We start from the raw sequence: 19,340 nt of genomic DNA on the forward strand, positions 1-19,340 counted from the left end.
CGCGAGCACGGCCGCCGCCGACCACAGCGCCGCCACGCCGAGCCCGGTCCACGCCCCCGGCGCGCCCGACGGGGTCTGCTCCATCATCTGCAGGCCGGCCGTGCCGGGAAGGTGGCGCACCCAGCCGTTGTCGGTGCCCAGCACCGGGCCGGCCAGCACCAGCAGCGGTACCAGTACGGAGAACGCGCCGACCGTGCTCCGCAGCAGCGCGGTGACGCCCGCCGCCAGGAGAGCCACCAGCGCGAGGCAGGCGGCGCACCCGAACACGGCGCGCAGCACCGCGGGTTCGCCGAGCCCCGCCCGGTCCCCGGCCGCCAGCACGGCCTGTCCGCCCAGGAAGGAGGCGAACCCGGTGACCAGGCCCAGGACAAGGGTGAGAGCGCCGACGACCGCCAGCTTGGCGGCGTAGAAGCGGCCCCGGTCCGGCACCGCTGTCAGGGAGACTCGGACCGCGCCGTTCCGGTACTCCGCTCCGACGGCCAGGACGCCGAAGCAGACGGCGGCGAGCTGCCCGGCCGCGTAGCCGGTGAAGGAGAACAGCACGGGATCGAAGCCCGTGGCCCGGGCGGCGGTCCGGCCGTCCGGGGCGCCCGCGAGGAGGGTGACGCCGACGGTGACGGCGAGCACGGAGCAGAGCGCGGCGAGGAGCGGGCGCAGTGAACGGATCTTGGTCCACTCGGAGTGCAGGAGCGCGGTGAACGGCACGGTTCAGCCCTTCTCTTCGATCGGCGCGGGTGCCGGCGTCGGGGCCTGTCCGGGACGCGGCGTCCCGGTCGGTGCGGGTGCCGGCGGCCCGGTGGGTGCGGACGGCGGCGTCCCGGTCGTTACGGACGGCGGCGTCCCGGTCCGGGCGGAGAACGGCGCGGCGCCGGCCGTCAGCCGGAGGTAGGCGTCCTCCAGCGAGGCGTGGCCGCCGACGAAGTCCGCCATGGGGGCGTCGGCCAGCAGCCGTCCGCGGCCCAGGACGACGAGGTGGTCCGCGGCCAGCGCCGTCTCCGTCATCAGATGGCTGGAGACGAGGACGGTGCGGCCCTCCCCGGCCAGCCGCCGCATCAGGCCGCGGATCCACACGATGCCCTCCGGATCGAGCCCGTTGGCGGGTTCGTCGAGGATCAGCACCGGCGGATCGCCGAGCAGCGCGGCCGCGACGCCCAGCCGCTGCCGCATGCCCAGGGAGAAGGTCCGGATCCGGTGCCGTGCGACGCTCTCCAGACCCGACTCGGCCAGCACCTCCGTCACGCGCGCGGCGGGGATCCGGTTGCTGTGCGCCAGGATCAGCAGATGGTCGCGGGCGGTACGTCCGCCGTGCGCCGCGGCGGCGTCGAGCAGCGCTCCGGCGTGCCGCAGCGGCGCGTCCAGCGACCGGTACGGCCGTCCGCCGAGCGTCGCGCCGCCGGACGTCGGCCGGTCCAGGCCCAGCACGACGCGCAGCGTCGTCGACTTGCCCGCGCCGTTGGGCCCGAGGAAACCGGTGACACGGCCGGGCAGCACGCGGAAGCTGACGCCGTCCACGGCCCGCGTGCCGCCGTAGTCCTTCGTCAGATCGTGTACGTCGATGGAGGTCATGCCACCGACCCTCGCCTCCGGGGCGGCCGCGGGGCCTCCCCCGCAGGCGGGTTGGGCCTCCCCCGCGCGGGGGAGCACACCGCCGCGCCCTGCTGCGACGATGACGGCATGCCCGCGCTCCTCAGCCCGCTGACCCGTACGGTCACATACACCCGGTGGCTGCATCTGCTGTCCGGTGCCGTCTTCGTCGCCGTGTGCTCCATGGTCTATCCCGGCTTCGAGGGCTCGGGGCCGGTGTACTGGATCGAGCTGATGCTGTCGCCCGTGCCGGTGCTGCTGCTCGCGGCAGCGGTGCCGGGGGTGCGCCTGGCCGAAGGACTCCAGGCCCGGTTGCTGCTGGTCCCCGGTCAACTCGTCCGGCACGAACGGGAAGACCTCCGGTCGGGGATCGCGGTGGCGCGCGCGGCGTCCTGGCGGGACCGCCGTCGGACCGCCCTGTGGCTCGTGCTGCGTGCCGAGGCCGGACTGGCCGTCGCGCTGCTGTCCGTACAGGCGCCGGCCCTGACCTTCTCGCTGCTGGCGGCCGCGTCGGGCACCGCCCCGGACGACGAACTGCCACTGGCTCCGGCCGGGCACCACTGGTCGTACGCGCTGCTCGCCCCCCTCCCGCTGCTCGTGCTCGCGGCCGTGGTGGTGGGCGGGGGCGCCGCCATGACCGCCGCCGCCCGGCGGCTCCTCGGGCCGTCCCCGGCGGAGAAACTGGCCGCGCTGGAGGAGCGCACCGAGCGGCTGCTGGAGCACAACCGGCTGGCGCGGGAGCTGCACGACTCCATCGGGCACGCCCTGACGGTCTCCGTGGTGCAGGCGGGCGCGGCGCGCGCCGCGGGTTCCCCGGAATTCACCGACCGGGCGCTGGACGCGATCGAGGACACCGGGCGGCGGGCCCTGGAGGACCTGGAGCGGGTGCTGCGGCTGCTGCGCGAGGGCGGCGACGGCAGGGCCGCGGACCGGCCGAAGGTGGCCGACGCGGGCCGGCTGGTGGAGTCCGCGCGGGCGTCGGGCGCCGAGGTGGACGTGGAGTTGTCGGGGCCGGTGACCGAGGTGCCGGGCCCGGTGTCCCGGGAGGGGTACCGGATCGTGCAGGAGGCGCTGACGAACGCCCTGCGGCACGCGGGCCCGCGGGTGCGCGTGAGCGTGCGGATCGCCTACGACCGGGCGGCGCTGGAACTCGACGTCCGCAACCCGGTGCCGGAAGGGGCCCGGACGGCGGCGGACGGCGGGCGCGGTCTGTGCGGCATCCGGGAGCGTGCCGTGCTGCTCGGCGGTACGGCGCACACCGGTCCGTACGACGGCGGCTGGCGGGTGCACGCCCTGCTGCCGGCCGAGCGGCCGGGCCCGTGACCGCCCGGCCCCGGCCTAGGCTGAGCGCGTGGCCGAACACCTGACCGTCCTCCTCGTCGACGACGAACCGCTCGTGCGCGCGGGCCTGCGCGCCGTGCTCGAGGCGCAGCCGGACATCGAGGTGACCGGTGAGGCGGGCGACGGGGCCGCGGTGCTGCCGCTGGTGCGCGGTCTGCGCCCGGACGTGGTCGCCATGGATGTGCGGATGCCGCTGATGGACGGCATCGAGGCGACGCGGCTGGTGCTGCGCTCCGTTCCCGACCCGCCCCGGATCCTCGTGATCACGACCTTCGAGAACGACGCGTACGTCTACGACGCCCTGCGCGCCGGAGCCGACGGTTTCCTCCTGAAGCGTGCCCGGCCCGCCGAGATCGTGCACGCCGTGCGGGTGGTGGCGTCCGGCGAGTCGCTGCTGTTCCCCGCCGCCCTGCGCTCCCTCGCCGCCTCGTACGGAAACGACCGGGCGCGTGCGGCGGTGGCACGGGCGGGTCTCACCGGCCGGGAGGGCGAGGTGCTGCGGCTGATGGCCCGGGGTCTGTCGAACGCGGAGATCGCGGCGGAGCTGCTGCTCGGCACGGAGACGGTGAAGTCCCATGTGAGCGCGGTGCTGGCGAAGCTGGGCGCCCGGGACCGCACCCAGGCGGTGATCGCCGCCTATGAGTCCGGTTTCGTCACCCCGGGCTGACGGTGCCCGGCGCCTGAGAGCCCGCCGCGGATCCCGCGGACGGCAGAGCGGCTGCCGTGCCGGCGGCCTCGCCCCGTGCTTTCCGGAGGAACGCGGGAACGACCGCACGGGCCACCGGCTGCCGCCCGGCCGAACCGCGGGAAGACCCGCCCGCCCGGCCGGATCGCGGGACGGCGACCGGGAGTCCGAGGACGAGGACGACGGCGGGAGCGCCGGGTGCGCGAGACCCGGCCGGCTCCAGGCGCGTGCAGGTGCGTGCGGGCGCGTGTCGGCCCCCCGGACGCAACCGCCGGACCCGGGCCCGCCCGGGCGCGCCGCCCGCCCGGCCGCCTCGGTGGTCCCGGACGCTCCGGCTGCGGCTATCATCCGGGCCACACGGACAGTGAGGAGGTCGCGTTGGGGCGGCTCACCGGCGGGGACCCGTCCCTGCTGCGACGCATCAACTCCGCGGTGGTGCTCCAGGCGCTCCGCGACAGTCGTGACGGGCCCGGTGCGGAGGCGCCCACCCTGACGGACCTCGTCCGGCTGACGGGCTTGTCGCGGCCCACGGTCGAGGGCGTCGTGGAAGGGCTGATCGCGGCGGGGCTCGTGCTCGCCGCCGAGCCCGGGGAGGGCGGGACGCGCCGGCAGGGCCGCCCGGCCAGGCGGTTCCGCTTCCGCGCCGAGGCCGGGCATCTGCTGGGCGTCGAGATCGGCTCGCACCGGGTCGCGGCCCTGCTGTCGGATCTGCGGGGCGGAATGCTCGGTTCGACCGTGCGGGCGGTGCCGGAGTCGGCGTCGGCCGACGAGCGGCTGGAACAGGTCCGGGCCGTGGTGCCGGAGCTGCTGCGGGCGGCGGGCGTGACCCGCGGGTCGCTGCGGGCCGTGGGCGTCGGGTCGCCGGGCATCGTGGAGGCCGACGGGACCGTACGGCTGTGCACGGCGCTCCCCGGCTGGACCGGGCTTCCGCTGGCCCAGCGGCTGCGGCGGTCCTTCCGCTGTCCGGTGCTGGTGGAGAACGACGCCAACGCCGCGGCGGTCGCCGAGCACTGGAAGGGCGCCGGGGTCGGCTGCGACGACCTGGCGGTGGTGCTGGCCGGGCTGAGCCCCGGGGCGGGCTCGCTCATCGGCGGCCGGCTGCACCGCGGGTACGGCGGCGCGGCCGGGGAGATCGGGGCGCTGCACCTGCTGGGCCGCGAGGCCACGCCCGAGGAGACGCTGTCGACGCCGGGCCAGCCGCTCCACCCCCTCGACGACGCGGCCGTGGCCCGGGTGTTCGAGCGGGCACGCGGCGGTGACGCGCGGGCCCGGGAGGCGGTGGAGCGGTTCGTCCGGCGGCTGGTGCACGACGTGGCCGCGCTGGTGCTGGCGCTGGACCCGGAACTGGTCGTGGTCGGCGGCTGGGCGGCGGGCATGGACAGCGTCCTCGTACCGCTGCGCGAGGAACTGGCCCGCTACTGTCTGCGCCCGCCCCGGGTGGAGCTGTCGGTGCTCGGCGACGCGGCGGTGGCGACGGGTGCGCTGCGGCTGGCGCTGGACCATGTCGAGGAGCAGTTGTTCGCGGTCGAGGGCAGGGTCACGGCCCGCCGCTGAGCGCCGGGGCGCAGCACGGCGGGGCACGGCGCAGCACGGTGGGGCGCAGCACGGTGGGGCACGGCACAGCACGGGGGGCACAGCACGGTGGGGCACAGCACGGTGGGGCACAGCACGGCGGGACTGAGAGCGGCCGCGCCGCCCGCCGCACCCGCGCCCGGCCGTGCCGGACGCCGGTGCGGGTCTGTGCGAGACGGTACGGCGCGGCGCGGACGTTCTCAGGACACGTCGGCGTACGGGCGGCGGCGCCGCGCGTCCCGCAGTGCCGTCCCCCACCACTCGAGCTGGTCGAGGAGCGTCTTCGCCGCCGCCTCGGCGCCCTCCGGCTCCTTCAGCGTGCCGTCATCGGCGAAGAGTTCGTAGTAGCGGGGGAAGGTCACGCAGTCGCGGACGGTGCTCGCGTGCAGTTCGCCGAGGACCTGGCGCAGTTGCTCGATCGCGAGGACTCCGCCGCTGCCGCCGCCGCTGTAGCCGACGAAACCGACCGGTTTCGCCCGCCACTCGGACCAGTGCCAGTCGATCGCCGCCTTCAGCGAGGCGGGGAAGCTGCGGTTGTACTCCGGCGTCACCACCACGAACGCGTCCGCCGCCGCGATCCGCCGGGTCAGGCCGGCCATGGCGGCGGGCCGCGGCATGTCCGGTTCGACGGCCGGCGGAACGGGCGGCAGGGCCGCCGGCAGCGGAGTGTCGGCGAGGTCGGCGACACTCACGCGGAATCCGCCGTGCCGCTCGGCCTGTTCGGTGAACCACCGGGCGGCCACGGGCCCGAAGCGGCCCTCCCGGACACTGCCGACGATCACTGCGAGGTCGAGGGTTTCCCCGGGCATGGTGGACTCCTTGTCACGGTGTCGGACGGCTCCGGTCGGTCCCGGGCCGCTCCCCCAACCTGCCGGTGCGGTCCCGGGCCGGAAAGGCCGCGCCGGGACTGGTAGTGCCGGGGCCACGATGCCGCCGCGCCGCTGCTGTTACGTTCTGACGGTGAGAGACAACGAGCTGGGCCGGTTCCTGCGGGCGCGCCGGGAAGCGGTCCCTCCCGCCGCGGCCGGACTGGCCACCGGGCCCCGGCGCCGCACGCCGGGCCTGCGCCGCTCCGAACTCGCCACTCTCGCGGGCGTCAGCGTCGAATACGTGACCCGGCTGGAACAGGGCCGGGACCGCCGGCCGTCGCCCCAGGTGCTGTCCGCGCTGGCCGGGGTGCTTCGCCTGTCCCCGAGTGAACGGGTCCATCTGTACCGGCTCGGCAAGGCGGCCGAGGGCGGGTTCACCTGCGCGGGCGGCGCGGCACCGGTCCGTACGGTCCGTGCCACCGTGCGCGTGCTCCTGGAACGGCTGGAGCCGGCTCCGGCCGTGCTGGTCAACGGGCTGGGCGAACTCCTGCTCCGGACCGCGGGTTACGAGCGGCTGGCCGGGCCCGTCGGCCTGCTCGACGGCAGCCCGCCGAGTCTCGTCCGGTACGTCTTCACCGACGCCCGGGCGCGTACGGCCTACCCGGACTGGGACCGGGTCGCCGACGCCGAGGTCGCCGCGCTCAAGCAGGGCCCCGGCCGGGCGGATCCGCACATCGCCGCGCTGCTCGACGAACTGACCGTCACCGCGGGACCGGCCTTCACCGAGCGTCTGGAGACGGTGTCGGGTCTCGCACCGGCCAACGGCGTGACTCGGCTGCTGCATCCGGAGGCGGGCGAGCTGCGGCTGGCGTACGAGACGCTGGAACTGCCGGTGGACGACGACGCGCGTCTCGTCGTCCAACTGCCCGCCGACGAGGCGACAGCCGCCGCTCTGGACCGGCTCGACGGGAAGCGGCCGGGCACCCTGCGCGCCGTCCCCGGCTGACCGGGCCTGCCGGCCGGCCGGGGACCCGGTGAGCCGCTGCGGACGGTTCCGGTTCAGCCGTTGCGCACGACGCGCCACCGGTTGTCGGCGGTGCCGTCGTCGGCGTCCTGGACCGCGAACGCGCCGACAGCCGCCGAATCGCTCTCGATGCCGAGGAGCTTGCCGCTGTTCCCGTTGCGGATCTTGTACGTGCCGTCTCCCTGGTCGAGCAGGGTCCACCGCTGGTCGGCGGTGCCGTTGTCCGACCACTGCAGGACGTGCGCGTCGTCCGCCGTGGACATGTCGCGCACGCCGAGCACCTTGCCGCTGTTGGCGTTGCGGAACTTGACCGCGTCCCCGACGGTGACCATCACCCAGTCGTGGTCCGCGGTCCCCGAGTCCTCCCACTGCAGGGCGCGTCCGCCGTCGGCCGTGGACATGTCCTGGATGCCCAGCACCAGTCCGCTGCCGGCGTTGACGAGGCGGACCGTGGAGTCGCCGCCGCCCCGGCCGTCGACATCCCAGTAGACGGTGTAGTTGTGGCCGTGCGCGTCGTAGAACGGGCCCAGGCCGACGGTGGAGCCGTCGGCGGTGGCGGTGAAGGCGAGGGAGTCGTCGCCGGTCCGGGTGACCGAGGAGGTGTCCAGCACCGGGAGGGCGCCGAGCGAGGTGTCGCCGTAGTCGCCCGACAGCACCACCGGGCCGTAGGTGACCGCGGCGACGCCGGCGTCGTCGTTGGCGGCCCGTACGACGACGCGCATGGGCAGGCGGACGGTGACCGTGTCGCCGGACGTCCAGGAGCGGTTGAGGGTGGCGTAGCTGCCGGGCGTGGTGGTGATGTCCTGCGCCTCGCCGTTGACGCTGACGGTCGCCCCCTCCGTCCAGCCCGGGATGCGGACGCGCAGCGACCAGGTGCCGCCGGCGTCGCCGGTGACCCGCAGCGTCGTGGTGTCGCCGACGGGGTACGACGTGGTCTGGGTGACCTTGATGCCGCGCTGCGACCAGTCGAGCTCCGAGGGCACGAACAGGTTCACGATCAGCGTGGTGTCGTCGTGGAAGTAGACCGAGTCCATCAGCGTGGTGTGCATTTCCAGGCCCGTGCCCTGGCAGCACCAGAAGCTGTCGTAGTCGGTGCTCCAGGTGCCGCCGCCCCACGCCGGGCCCACGCCGCGCCGGCCGCCCGGGTTGAGCGGGGTGAAGTAGGTGATGTGGCCGTGGTCGTCGTCCGGGTTCTGCTGGCCGATCATCTGGTTCAGCCACGCCTGTTCGTAGTAGTCGAACAGCGCCGCCCGGTCCGGGTCGAGCGTGAACAGCTCCCGGGTGAGCGTGAGCATGTTGAACGTGTTGCAGCTCTCGCAGGTGTCCTCGTTCAGGTGGGCCGCGATGGCGTTCGGGGGGCGGAAGTGCTCCGCCTGGCTGTTGCCGCCGATGGCGTACGTGTGCGCGTCGACGCACATGTTCCAGGCGTTGGTGGCGATGTCCCGGTAGCGGGCGGTGCCGGTGGCCCGGTACTCGCGGGCGGCGCCGATCCACTTGGGCACCTGCGTGTTGGCGTGCAGCCCGCTGAGCCGGTCCTGGCCGGCCGCCAGCGGGTCGAACACCGCGGCGTGGTCGAACCGCTGCGCCGCGGCGAGCCACCGCGCGTCGCCGGTCTGCCGGTGCAGGTCCGCCAGCACGGCGTTCATGCCGCCGAACTCGGTCTCCAGCATGGCCTGCATCTGCTGTCCGCTCAGCCGGGCGGTGCGCCGGTCGACCCAGCCCGCCAGGCCCAGCAGCACGTCGCGGGCCGTGGTGCTGTCCATGTGGCGCCACACGTCGAGCAGTCCGGCCAGGGTCTTGTGAACGGCGTAGTACGGCACATTGCCGTTGGTCAGCGTGCGCGCCTCGAGGTCGTCGAACTCGGACTCGGGGAATCCCGACAGATAGCCGCTGCTGAACCCGGCGGCGCCGTTGTTGGCCTGGCACTCGGCCAGCGCCTGCACCATGTGCTCCGCCTTGTCCCGGCAGGTGGTGTCCCCCGTCACGGCGTACACGTTCGCCCACGCCGTCAGGAAGTGCCCCTGCATGTGGGTGCGGAACGGGAAGGCCGGGTCGTCCCAGCCGCCGTTGGAGGCGGCGCCGTGGGTGGACAGCCGGTGGTTGGCGCGGAAGTTGTAGAGGAGCCGGTCGGCGTCGACGAACCGCAGGTAGTTCCGCGTGCGGTTCTCGTTGTCCAGCCAGCGGCTCGCGGTCAGCCGCACCTGACCGAGTTCAAAGGGGTGCGCGGCGGGCTCGACGGCGGCACGTCCCGCCGGAGCCGCCGCCCGGGCGGGCGTGCTCCCGAGGGCGGGACCGACGACTGCGGAGGCGACGGCCGTGGCTCCGGCGGCCCGGAGCAGGCGCCGCCGGCTGACGGGTGGGGACATGGTGCACCTTTCGCGATCGGGGAAGGCGAATGCGCGCCGATGGCGGCACCGAGCCGGCATCGCTCCGACCACTCCTGTGCGTTCGATATTTCGAATGCAATCCGGCAGGTCGAATGGCGTTGACGGTATTGACTCGGCTCGCCACGGTCAACCCGTGCGGAGCGAGCGTCTGTTGGCGGAAAACAGCGCCGGAGAAGGGGCGGGCGGACGCCGGACGGAGCACCGGCCGAGGGCGGGCCTGGCGGCCGGCAGGTCCGGACGTGCGTGAGCCAGGCGCCGCGCGTTCAGCGCGACACCTGGCTCGGCGGGGCTCCGCTCAGGAAGCCCGGCGGTCCGGTCCCTGCGGGGTGACCTGGACGGCGCCGCTCTCGCCGAAGGTGAGCCGGCAGGTGTCCGCCCGGTAGGTCGCCACGCCGACGGCGGCGGTGCGCCCCTCCGCGAAGTGGCGGGTGGTGACGACGAGGACGGGGGCGCCGGGGAGCCGGTCGAGCTGCTTGGCGTCCTCGGCGCCGGCCGAGCCCAGCTCGACCGCGCGGTCCTGGCCCTCCAGACCGAGGCGCCGGAACTCGCGGAGCACGGCCCGGGCGCGGGCCGCGCCGGCGAGCGGTTCGATGGCGCTGAGCCCCGGCACGGCGGCGGCCGGGACGTACAGCAGCTCGGCGGCGATGACGCGGCCGTCGGCGGAGCGGGTGCGCTGGACCGTGTGCACGGTCTCCCCGGAGCCGCTGCCGAGCAGCCGCACGACCGCGGCGGGCGGCACCGCGTCCACGCAGTCCACCGGCTGCCAGAGGTCGTCGTCCGTGCCGGGCCGGTCCTGTCCGTGGTCCGTGCCCACCGCGACCCCCAGACGGGGCGGCGCGACGGTCGTCCCGACGCCGCGGCGGCGCTGCAGCCTGCCCTCCAGCTCCAGCTGCTCCAGGGCCTGCCGGAGGGTGGCGCGGGCGACGCCGAAGCGGGCGGAGAGCTGGCGCTCGTTGGGCAGCACCTCGCCCACCGCGAACTCCGTATCGAGCGCTTCGCTCAGCACGGTCTTGAGGTGCCAGTACTTGGGTTCCGGAACCGATGCGAGCTGTGTGTTCCCCACCCTGTCCTCCGGGATCGCCGCATCCCCAGCGGGATGGCCTCGACAGGCCCGCGCCGCGTGGCGGACCTGTTATTGCGGGCTTGTTTATTAAAGGTTCCTTCCAATCCCTGGACGATAGAACCACCCCTCCCCTTGGTCAAGACCAATCCACGATGTGGGACCGTTCGGACGACAGCCGGAGGAGAGGAAGCGGTACATGGACCAGGTCACTGTGGTCACGGGCGGCAGCCGGGGCATCGGAGCGGCCGTGGCCGTCCGGCTCGCCGAGGCGGGACACGCGGTCGGCATCGTGTACGAGCAGGCGCACGACGCCGCGGAGGAGACGGCGGCGGCGGTGCGGGCCGCGGGCACCGCCTGTGTCGCGGTGCGCGCGGACACCAGCGTGGACGAGCAGGTCGGGGCGGCCTTCGACACGGTCGCCGAGCGGCTGGGCCCGGTGACCGGACTGGTCAACAACGCGGGCGTGACCGGCCCGCTCGGCCGCTTCGCCGACACCTCGCCCGAGGTGATCCGGCGGGTGGTGGACGTCAATGTGACGGGCGCGCTGCTCTGCGCGCGCCGCGCCGTGCGCGCGATGTCGACACGGCACGGCGGCCACGGCGGCGCCATCGTCAACATCTCCTCGTGCGGCGCCACCCTCGGCAGCCCCGGCGAGTACGTGCACTACGCGGCCAGCAAGGCGGCCGTCGACGCGATGACGGTCGGCCTGGCCAAGGAGCTGGCCGCCGAGGGCATCCGGGTCAACTCGGTGCAGCCCGGCATGATCCTCACCGACATCCACGCCACGATGGGCGACGCGCAGCGGCCGTGGCGGAAGAAGGACGCCGTCCCCATGGGGCGTCCCGGCGAGCCGTCCGAGGTCGCGGGCGCGGTGGCCTGGCTGATGTCCCCGGAGGCCTCCTACACCACGGGCGCGGTGCTGCGCGTGAGCGGCGGTCTCTGACCGGGCGGGGCGCTCTTCTCGCGCGGACCGGAACGGCCGCCGGACCCGCCCTTGAACTCTTGGCTACCGGGCGGTAGTTCTTGGCTGTTCCGGATCCGCCCCGCCCGCCCCGACGAGGAACCCCCATGCCCGCGACGCTGTCCTTCACCCACACCACCCGCTCCGGTGCCGCGCACCCGGTGACGGTCGAGTACGAGCGGCGCGGCGCGGGCGAACCGCTCCTGCTGCTGCACGGCATCGGCCACCACTGGCAGGCGTGGGAGCCGGTACTGGACCTCCTCAGCCCCGAGCGCGACGTCATCGCCGTGGACCTGCCCGGTTTCGGCCGCTCACCGGCGCTGCCGGAGGGCGTGTCCCCGGGCGTGCCCGGGATGGTCCCGGTGCTCGCCGCCTTCTGCGCCGAACTCGGCGTCGAGCGTCCGCACGTGGCCGGGAACTCCCTCGGCGGGCTGCTGGCCCTCGGGCTGGGGCACGCGGGCCGGGCGCGGTCGGTGACCGCCCTCTCCCCGGCGGGCTTCTGGACCGGGTCGGAGCGCCGCTACGCGTTCGGGGTGCTGCGCGGCATGCGGGCCGGCGCCCGGGCCCTGCCGCTGCCGGCCGTCGAGCTGCTGGCCCGGTCCGCCGCCGGGCGCGCGGCGCTCACCAGCACCATCTACGCCCGGCCGGGCCGGCGCACGCCCGCGGCCACCGTCGCCGAGACCCGGGCGCTGCGGGACGCGCCCGCGTTCGCGGACACGCTCGCCGCGGGGCGCGGCACGCTGTTCACCGAGGACGTGCCCGGCGTCCCCGTAACCATCGGCTGGGGCTCCCGCGACCGGCTGCTGATTCCCCGGCAGGGGGTGCGGGCGAAGAAGACGATCCCGGGCGCCCGGCTGGTCCGGCTCACGGGCTGCGGACACGTCCCGATGAACGACGACCCGGCGCTGGTCGCCCGCGTCCTGCTCGACGGGAGCCACTGACGCCGGTGCGCCCCGGCCCTGAGCGGCACGGCACGGACACGGCCGCGCCGAGGACGGTGCCGGCGTCCCGTGCCCGGCGGACGGCCGGGGGTGACGCCACGCCGCCGCGCGTCCTTCCCGCCCGGCTTGGCGCGTTGTTCACTGTCCGTTCGTACGCGGGGTGGCCGGCTCGTGTAGCAACGGGACGGACCGACTGAGCGGCAGGACGACTGGAGGCGGCAGATGGAGCGGGAGACCGGGAACGCGGGCGTGTTCGGGCGGCGGGCGGTGCTGCGCGGCGGTGCGGCCGGTTCCGCCGCGCTGCTGGTGCCGGGGCTGGCGGGTGGCGCCGCTCCGGCGCAGGCCCTCAGCGGGCGGCCGTCCGCCGGTTGGGGCGTGCAGACCGGCGACGTGACGTCGTCGTCCGGGCTGGTGTGGACGCGCGCGGACCGCCCGGCCCGGATGATCGTCGAGACCTCGGCCACGGAGTCGTTCCGCTCCGTGCGCCGGCAGCTCGGCCCGGTGCTCGGGCCGGGCAGCGACTTCACCGGGACCACGCCGCTGCACGGCCTGCCCGCCGGCGAACAGGTGTACTACCGGGTGCTGCTCGCCGACCCGGACGACCCCCGCCGCACGAGCCGGCCGGTGTACGGGACCTTCCGCACCGCCCCGGACCGGCGGCGCCGTGGCGTGCGGTTCCTGTGGTCCGGTGACATCGCGGGACAGGGCTGGGGCATCAACCCCGATCGCGGCGGCTACCCGGTGTTCGACGAGATGCGCCGCCGCAACCCGGACTTCTTCCTGTGCAGCGGTGACACCATCTACGCCGACGGCCCCGTCGAGCCGAGCGTCACCCTCCCGGACGGGCGGGTGTGGCGGAACGTCACCACCGAGGAGAAGTCGAAGGTCGCGGAGACCCTGGACGAGTACCGCGGGGCGTTCCGCTACAACCTGCTGGCCGGCAACCTCCGCCGCTTCAACGCCCAGGTCCCCTCGGTGGTGCAGTGGGACGACCACGAGGTCGTGAACAACTGGTACCCCGGCGAGCTGCTGGACGACGACCGCTACACGGAGAAGAGCGCCGACGTGCTCGCCGCCCGCTCGCGGCAGGCGTTCGGCGAGTACTTCCCCGTCTCGTCGCTGCGGACCGGCGGTGACGGCCGCATGTACCGGGTGGTCCGGTACGGGCCGCTGCTGGACGTGTTCGTGCTGGACATGCGCACGTACCGCAACGCCAACTCCCCCGGCCGGCAGCCGTCCGACGAACAGGGCATCCTCGGTCCCGGTCAGCTGGACTGGCTGAAGCGGGAGTTGTCCCGGTCCCGCGCGGTGTGGAAGGTGATCGCCGCCGACATGCCGCTCGGGCTGGTGGTGCCGGACGGCGCGGCGGACTACGAGGCCGTCGCCCAGGGCGACCCGGGCGCCCCGCTCGGCCGGGAACTGCAGATCGCCGAGCTGCTGCGGCACGTCAAGCACCGCCGGATCACCGGCACGGTGTGGCTCACGGCCGATGTGCACCACACGTCGGCGCAGCACTACGACCCGTCCCGGGCGGCCTTCAAGGACTTCGCTCCGTTCTGGGAGTTCGTGTCGGGCCCGCTCAACGCGGGCGGCTTCCCGGCGTCGGAGCTGGACGGCACGTTCGGCCCGGAGCGGAAGTTCGTCAAGGCCCCCGACCGGGGGAACGTCTCCCCGCTGGAGGGTGGCCAGCACTACGGCGAGGTGGAGATCGACGGCGGCAGCGGCGAGATGACCGTACGGCTGCTGGAGGAGGGCGGCGCCGTGCTCTTCACCAAGGTGCTGCGGCCGGGCCGGGTCGGGCAGGAGTGAGGCACCGGCGGGCCGGGCGGCGTCCGGCAGCGGGGACACGGACGGACATACGGCACCGTAGCCACCGATAGCACTCTTAACTCACAGGTCACAGAGCGTTCGTGATCAGGCAACACCGGTCCCGCACCGTGGTGCCATGACTGATGTGACTTCCGCGAAGACGTCCCGCCGCCCGCACCACTGGCGGCGGGACCTCGTCGAGCTGGCCGCGCTCTTCACGGCCGTCGCGGTCGCCGACGCGATCGCGAACATGATCGTCCACGGCCCGGACGGACCGGTGCTGCTGATCACCTCGGCGGTCGTGCTGACCGCCACGGCCGGATTCCACACCTGGTGGGCGCACCGCCACGGCCACGCGCCCCCGGCACCCGATACGGGCGTCCGCGCCGGTGCCGGGACCGGCGCGGACAGCGGCGTCCACGGGGACGGCGGGGAACCGGACACCGACGGGCAGGACGCCGCGGCGGAGCGCTCCGGCACGGTCCTGTGGCGGATGCGGACCACCGTCCGGGACACCCCGGGCAGCCTCGCGGCACTGTGCACCACGCTGGCACGGCACCGGGTCGACATCCTGACGCTGCAGACGCACCCGCTCACCGAGGGCACCGTCGACGAGTTCCTGCTGCGCGCCCCCGGCGGGCTTCAGCCGGCCGCGCTCAACGCCGCCGTCGCGGCCGCCGGAGGCCGTGACACCTGGGTCGAGCGCGCCGACGCCCACGATCTGGTGGACACCCCGGCCCGGGTGCTGAACCTCGCCACCCGTACCGCCCTCGACGCGTCCGAACTGCCCCTCGCGCTCCGTGAGCTGCTGGGCCGCTGCACGATCCGCTCACAGCCCGCCCGCTCCCCGGCCGGCGGGCCGCCGCCCGAGCCGGTGCCCGCCGAGGGTGTGCTGGACGGCACCGTTCTGCGGCTCCCGGACCCCTCCGGCGGTGTCATCACCGTCGAGCGGCCGTTCCTGCCGTTCACGCCCACCGAATTCGCCCGCGCCCGGGCCCTGACCGAGCTGGACGCGCGGCTCGGCCCGCGGGTGCCGCACGGGCGGGACGTGTGGACCCTGCCCGAGGGCAACGAGATCACCGTCCGCCGGGCGGACACCCGGGACACGGCCGCCGCCCGCGAGATGCACGACCGCTGCTCCACCGAGACCCTGCGGCTGCGCTACCACGGCCCGGTCGGTGACGCGGACCGCTATCTCGAGCATCTGCTGAGCCCCCGGTTCGGCCGGACGCTGGCCGTGCGGACCGCGTCCGGCCGCCTGGTCGCCCTGGGCCATCTGCTGTGGGACGGCGACGAGAGCGAGATCGCGCTGCTCGTCGAGGACGCCTGGCAGCGCCGCGGCATCGGCGCCGAGCTGCTGCGGCGGCTGGTCGCCCTCGCGGGCGAGGCCGGGACGGACAGCGTCTACGCCGTCACCCAGTCCCACAACACCGGCATGGTCGCGGCCATGCGCGGCCTGGGCCTGCCGCTGGACTACCAGGTCGAGGAGGGCACCCTCGTGATCACCGCCCGGCTCGGCCGGACGCCGCCCCTGCCCCGGGTGCCGGCCGTGTCCGCGGCCGCTCCCCGGCCGCCGCGGGCCGCGCGGAGCTGAGCGCGCGGTCCAGGTCCGCCCACAGGTCCTCCGCGTCCTCCAGGCCGACCGACATCCGCAGCAGCCGGTCACCGACGCCCGAGGCGTGCCGGTCGCCCTCCCCGACGATGCGGTGGCTGATCGACGCCGGGTGCTGGATGAGCGTGTCGACGCTGCCGAGGCTGACCGCCGGGGTGATCAACCGCACCCCGGCGATCACCTCGTGCGGGTCTCCGAGCACCTCGAAGGCGACCATCGCGCCGCCCAGCTTCGGGTAGTGGACGCGCGCCACCCGCGGATCGGCGGCCAGCCGGTCCGCCAGCTCCGCCGCGGTCGCCGAGGCGGCCCGCATCCGCACCGGCAGGGTCGACAGGCCGCGCAGCAGCAGATAGCCGGCCAGCGGGTGCAACACTCCCCCGGTGGCGAAGCGCACCTGCCGCAGCTTCCGCGCGAACTCCTCGTCGCAGGCCACCACACCGCCGAGGACGTCGCCGTGCCCGCCGAGGTACTTGGTCGCGCTGTGCAGCACGATCCGCGCGCCGCGCTCGGCGGGCCGCTGGAGCACCGGGGTGGCGAAGGTGTTGTCGGCGAGCAGCGGCACCTCGCCGCAGGCGTGCGCGACGGCCGCGAGGTCCAGTTCGGCGAGGGTCGGGTTGGCCGGTGTCTCGACCATGACCAGCCCGGTGTCGGGGCGGATCGCGTCGGCGATGCCCGCCGGGTCCACCCAGGTCACCTCGTTGCCGAGCAGCCCCGCGGTCAGCAGGTGGTCGCTGCACCCGTACAGCGGCCGCACGGCGACCACGTGGCGCAGCCCCGCGCTGTTGCGCACCAGCAGGCAGGCGGTGAGGGCGGCCATGCCGCTGGCGAAGGCCACGGCGCTCCCGGTGCCCTCCAGCCGGGCGAGCGCCGTCTCGAAGCGGGCGGTGGTGGGGTTGTCCAGGCGGGCGTACACGGGCGGCCCGTCGGGGCGCTCGCCGGTGGTGGCGAAGGCGTCGATCCGGGCGGCCTCGGCCCGGCTGTCGTACGACGGATAGGTGGTGGACAGGTCGAGCGGCGGCGCGTGCAGGCCGAGGCCGGCGAGGTCTTCGCGGCCGGCGTGCACGGCATCGGTGAACAGGGACCTCCGGGTGGGCGGCGTCTGCCCCGCTGTCGTCTCCATGGACATCGATGCTGAACAACCCACGGGCCGGTCCCGCGATCTTCCGTGCTACGTTCGGCAGATGCCCGATTCGGTGGATTTGGATCCGGTGGACCTGCAGATTCTGCGGCTGTTGCAGAACGACGCCCGGACGACGTACCGCGAGCTGGCCGCGGAGGTCGGGGTCGCGCCGTCCACCTGCCTGGACCGGGTGGCCCGGCTGCGCCGCTCGGGCGTGATCCTCGGCAACGAGCTGCGGCTCGACCCGGCCAGGCTCGGGCGCGGGCTGGAGGCCCTGCTGCTGGTGCAGGTCCGGCCGCACCGGCGGGAGCTGGTCGGGCCGTTCGTCGAACGGATCCGGGCGCTGCCGGAGTCCCGGTCGGTGTTCCATCTGACCGGCCCGGACGACTATCTGGTGCATGTCGCGGTGGCGGGCACGGCCGATCTCCAGCGGCTGGTGCTGGACGAGTTCACCTCGCGCCGGGAGGTGGCCCGGGTGGAGACCCGGCTGATCTTCCAGCAGTGGGAGTGCGGTCCGTTGCTGCCTCCGGGCTGAGCGCCGCCGCGGCCCCGGGGAACCCGCTCAGGATCATCAGCCGGAACGGTGGTGACGCGGCGCCCCCTGTCGTACGAGGATGGCGGCATGTCGGATACCACCAGCACCCCCCTGCCCCGGCAGGTCGCCGACCGTTACGTCGACGCCCTGATCGAACTCGACCCGATCACCGGCACCTACCTGGGTGTCCCCGAGAGCGCCGGCCGGCTGCCGGACTTCTCCCCCGACGGACAGCGGGCCGTCGCGGACCTGGCCCGTGACACGCTGGACCGGCTGGCCGGGGCGGAGGCCCGTCCGGGCGCCGACACCGACGCGGAGCGCCGCTGCGCGCGGCTGCTGCGGGAGCGGCTGACCGCCGAACTCGCCGTGCACGACGCCGAGGAGGGCCTGCGCCGGATCGGCAACCTCAGCTCGCCGGCCCACGACATCCGCGGCGCGCTGACGCTCAACCCGACGGAGACCACCGAGGACTGGGCAGCCGTCGCGCGGCGGCTGCGGGCGGTCCCCGCCGCGCTCGCCGGATACCGCGCCTCGCTGGCCGAGGGACTGGAACGCAAGCTGCCCGCCGGCCCGCGCCAGGTCGTCACCGTGATCGGCCAGCTGGACGCGTGGATCGGCACGGACCGCAGCTGGTTCGCCGAGTTCACCGCGGACGGACCCGCGGAGCTGCGCAGCGAGCTGGACACCGCGGCCGCCGTCGCGACCGGCGCCTTCGCCGATCTGCGGGACTGGCTGCGGGACACCTACGGCCCGGCGGTCGAGGGTTCCCCGAACACCGTGGGCCGGGAGCGGTACGCCCGCTGGTCCCGCTATTTCAACGGCACCGATCTGGACCTGGACGAGGCGTACGCCTACGGCTGGTCGGAATTCCACCGGCTGCTGGCCGAGATGCGCGAGGAGGCGGAGAAGATCCTGCCCGGCGCGGCCACGCCCTGGGAGGCGATCGCCCACCTCGACCGGCACGGCAGGCACATCGAGGGGGCCGAGGAGACCCGCGCCTGGCTGCAGGAGGTCATGGACGAGGCCATCGAGGCCCTGGACGGCACGCACTTCGACCTGGCCGCGCCGGTCAAGCGCGTGGAGTCCCGCCTCGCCCCGCCCGGCAGCGCCGCCGCCCCGTACTACACCTCTCCGTCGATGGACTTCTCCCGCCCGGGCCGGACCTGGCTGCCGGACATGGGGGAGAACCGTTTCCCCGTCTACGACCTGGTCTCCACCTGGTACCACGAGGGCGTGCCGGGGCATCACCTCCAGCTCGCGCAGTGGGTGTACGTCGCGGACCGGCTCTCCCGCTACCAGGCGACGGTCGGCCAGGTGAGCGCCAACTGCGAGGGCTGGGCGCTCTACGCGGAGCGGCTGATGGACGAACTCGGCTTCCTCGCGGACGCCGAGCGCCGCATCGGCTATCTCGACGCCCAGATGATGCGGGCGCTGCGCGTCATCGTCGACATCGGCATGCACCTGGAGCTGGAGATCCCCGCAAACTCCCCGTTCCGTCCCGGTGAGCGCTGGACGCCGGAGCTGGCCGAGGAGTTCTTCCGGCAGCACTGCGGGCGGCCCGACGACTTCGTGGCGAGCGAACTGGTCCGTTACCAGGGGCTGCCGGGGCAGGCCATCGGCTACAAGCTCGGCGAGCGGGCCTGGCTGCGGGGGCGTGACGCGGCCCGCGCCGCGCACGGGGACTCCTTCGACCTGAAGCGGTGGCACATGGCGGCCCTGTCGCTGGGATCGCTGGGCCTGGACGATCTGGAGGAGGAACTCGCGCGGCTGTGACCGTGTGCCCGCGGAGGGGGCCCGGCCGCGGCCGCGGGCCCGCCTCCGCCCCGGCCGCGTCCCGCGCCACCACCGCTCGTGCCTCCACCGCTCGTGCGCCCACCGCTCGTGCGCCCGCGCCACC

Annotated in this window: 16 protein-coding genes; 10 read left to right on the forward strand and 6 right to left on the reverse strand. The window is 74.7% G+C overall.

The window, feature by feature from the left end:
• Both GCU69_RS07720 and GCU69_RS07725 read right to left on the reverse strand, forming a co-directional pair.
• On the reverse strand, window positions 1–705 hold a 705-nt coding region (locus tag GCU69_RS07720), incomplete at its 3' end, for an ABC transporter permease (protein WP_156205490.1).
• A 3-nt stretch (window positions 706–708) separates the two neighbouring features.
• Window positions 709–1,566 carry an ABC transporter ATP-binding protein gene (locus tag GCU69_RS07725; RefSeq protein WP_156205491.1) on the reverse strand — a complete coding sequence of 286 codons (858 nt, stop codon included), beginning with the start codon at window positions 1,564–1,566 and terminating at the stop codon, window positions 709–711.
• 108 nt (window positions 1,567–1,674) lie between these two features.
• Here GCU69_RS07725 and GCU69_RS07730 point away from each other — a divergent pair, with 108 nt between their 5' ends.
• From GCU69_RS07730 to GCU69_RS07740, 3 genes are all read left to right on the forward strand, one after another.
• Window positions 1,675–2,907: a sensor histidine kinase gene (locus GCU69_RS07730; protein WP_156205492.1), complete on the forward strand. Its 1,233-nt coding sequence runs from the start codon at window positions 1,675–1,677 to the stop codon at window positions 2,905–2,907.
• Between the two features lie 28 nt (window positions 2,908–2,935).
• Complete coding sequence (locus tag GCU69_RS07735; protein WP_235978306.1) at window positions 2,936–3,592, forward strand: response regulator transcription factor; 657 nt, start codon at window positions 2,936–2,938, stop codon at window positions 3,590–3,592.
• Between the two features lie 396 nt (window positions 3,593–3,988).
• Window positions 3,989–5,164 (forward strand): ROK family protein, encoded by a 1,176-nt coding sequence (locus GCU69_RS07740; RefSeq protein ID WP_156205493.1) that lies wholly within the window; start codon window positions 3,989–3,991, stop codon window positions 5,162–5,164.
• 218 nt (window positions 5,165–5,382) lie between these two features.
• Here GCU69_RS07740 and GCU69_RS07745 read toward each other — a convergent pair whose 3' ends face one another.
• Window positions 5,383–5,991 carry an NADPH-dependent FMN reductase gene (locus GCU69_RS07745; RefSeq protein WP_098750575.1) on the reverse strand — a complete coding sequence of 203 codons (609 nt, stop codon included), beginning with the start codon at window positions 5,989–5,991 and terminating at the stop codon, window positions 5,383–5,385.
• A gap of 151 nt (window positions 5,992–6,142) precedes the next feature.
• On the opposite strand from GCU69_RS07745, the gene GCU69_RS07750 reads away from it, so the two are divergent.
• Window positions 6,143–6,997: a helix-turn-helix domain-containing protein gene (locus tag GCU69_RS07750; RefSeq protein WP_098750649.1), complete on the forward strand. Its 855-nt coding sequence runs from the start codon at window positions 6,143–6,145 to the stop codon at window positions 6,995–6,997.
• 53 nt (window positions 6,998–7,050) lie between these two features.
• Here the strand turns inward: GCU69_RS07750 and GCU69_RS07755 are convergent, their stop codons facing one another.
• The gene (locus tag GCU69_RS07755) at window positions 7,051–9,381 is read right to left on the reverse strand and encodes a beta-L-arabinofuranosidase domain-containing protein (RefSeq protein WP_156205494.1); all 2,331 of its coding nucleotides are present in this window, start codon (window positions 9,379–9,381) and stop codon (window positions 7,051–7,053) included.
• A 316-nt stretch (window positions 9,382–9,697) separates the two neighbouring features.
• A complete protein-coding gene (locus GCU69_RS07760) occupies window positions 9,698–10,465 on the reverse strand; it encodes a GntR family transcriptional regulator (protein WP_156205495.1) in 768 nt (255 codons plus the stop codon).
• Window positions 10,466–10,661: 196 nt separating this feature from the next.
• On the opposite strand from GCU69_RS07760, the gene GCU69_RS07765 reads away from it, so the two are divergent.
• From GCU69_RS07765 to GCU69_RS07780, 4 genes are all read left to right on the forward strand, one after another.
• Complete coding sequence (locus GCU69_RS07765; protein ID WP_098750578.1) at window positions 10,662–11,408, forward strand: SDR family oxidoreductase; 747 nt, start codon at window positions 10,662–10,664, stop codon at window positions 11,406–11,408.
• Between the two features lie 125 nt (window positions 11,409–11,533).
• On the forward strand, window positions 11,534–12,367 hold the full coding sequence (locus GCU69_RS07770; RefSeq protein ID WP_098750579.1) for an alpha/beta fold hydrolase: 834 nt from the start codon (window positions 11,534–11,536) through the stop codon (window positions 12,365–12,367).
• 222 nt (window positions 12,368–12,589) lie between these two features.
• Window positions 12,590–14,176, forward strand: a complete 1,587-nt coding sequence (locus GCU69_RS07775; RefSeq protein WP_156205496.1) for an alkaline phosphatase D family protein — start codon at window positions 12,590–12,592, stop codon at window positions 14,174–14,176.
• 136 nt (window positions 14,177–14,312) lie between these two features.
• Window positions 14,313–15,770, forward strand: coding sequence for a GNAT family N-acetyltransferase (locus GCU69_RS07780; protein WP_098750581.1), 1,458 nt, complete (start codon window positions 14,313–14,315; stop codon window positions 15,768–15,770).
• Here GCU69_RS07780 and GCU69_RS07785 read toward each other — a convergent pair.
• Complete coding sequence (locus tag GCU69_RS07785) at window positions 15,679–16,908, reverse strand: trans-sulfuration enzyme family protein (RefSeq protein WP_235978308.1); 1,230 nt, start codon at window positions 16,906–16,908, stop codon at window positions 15,679–15,681. The two genes, GCU69_RS07780 and GCU69_RS07785, sit on opposite strands and share 92 nt — an antisense overlap.
• Before the next feature lie 61 nt (window positions 16,909–16,969).
• Here GCU69_RS07785 and GCU69_RS07790 point away from each other — a divergent pair, with 61 nt between their 5' ends.
• Together GCU69_RS07790 and GCU69_RS07795 are read left to right on the forward strand one after the other, a co-directional pair.
• Window positions 16,970–17,443, forward strand: coding sequence for an Lrp/AsnC family transcriptional regulator (locus GCU69_RS07790; RefSeq protein WP_098750583.1), 474 nt, complete (start codon window positions 16,970–16,972; stop codon window positions 17,441–17,443).
• An 87-nt stretch (window positions 17,444–17,530) separates the two neighbouring features.
• Window positions 17,531–19,216, forward strand: coding sequence for a DUF885 domain-containing protein (locus GCU69_RS07795; RefSeq protein WP_098750584.1), 1,686 nt, complete (start codon window positions 17,531–17,533; stop codon window positions 19,214–19,216).
• The last annotated feature ends 124 nt before the right edge of the window (window positions 19,217–19,340 follow it).

Origin of the sequence: Streptomyces lycii (assembly GCF_009735685.1) — a bacterium.
In the GTDB taxonomy this organism is placed as follows: Bacteria; Actinomycetota; Actinomycetes; order Streptomycetales; family Streptomycetaceae; genus Streptomyces; species Streptomyces lycii.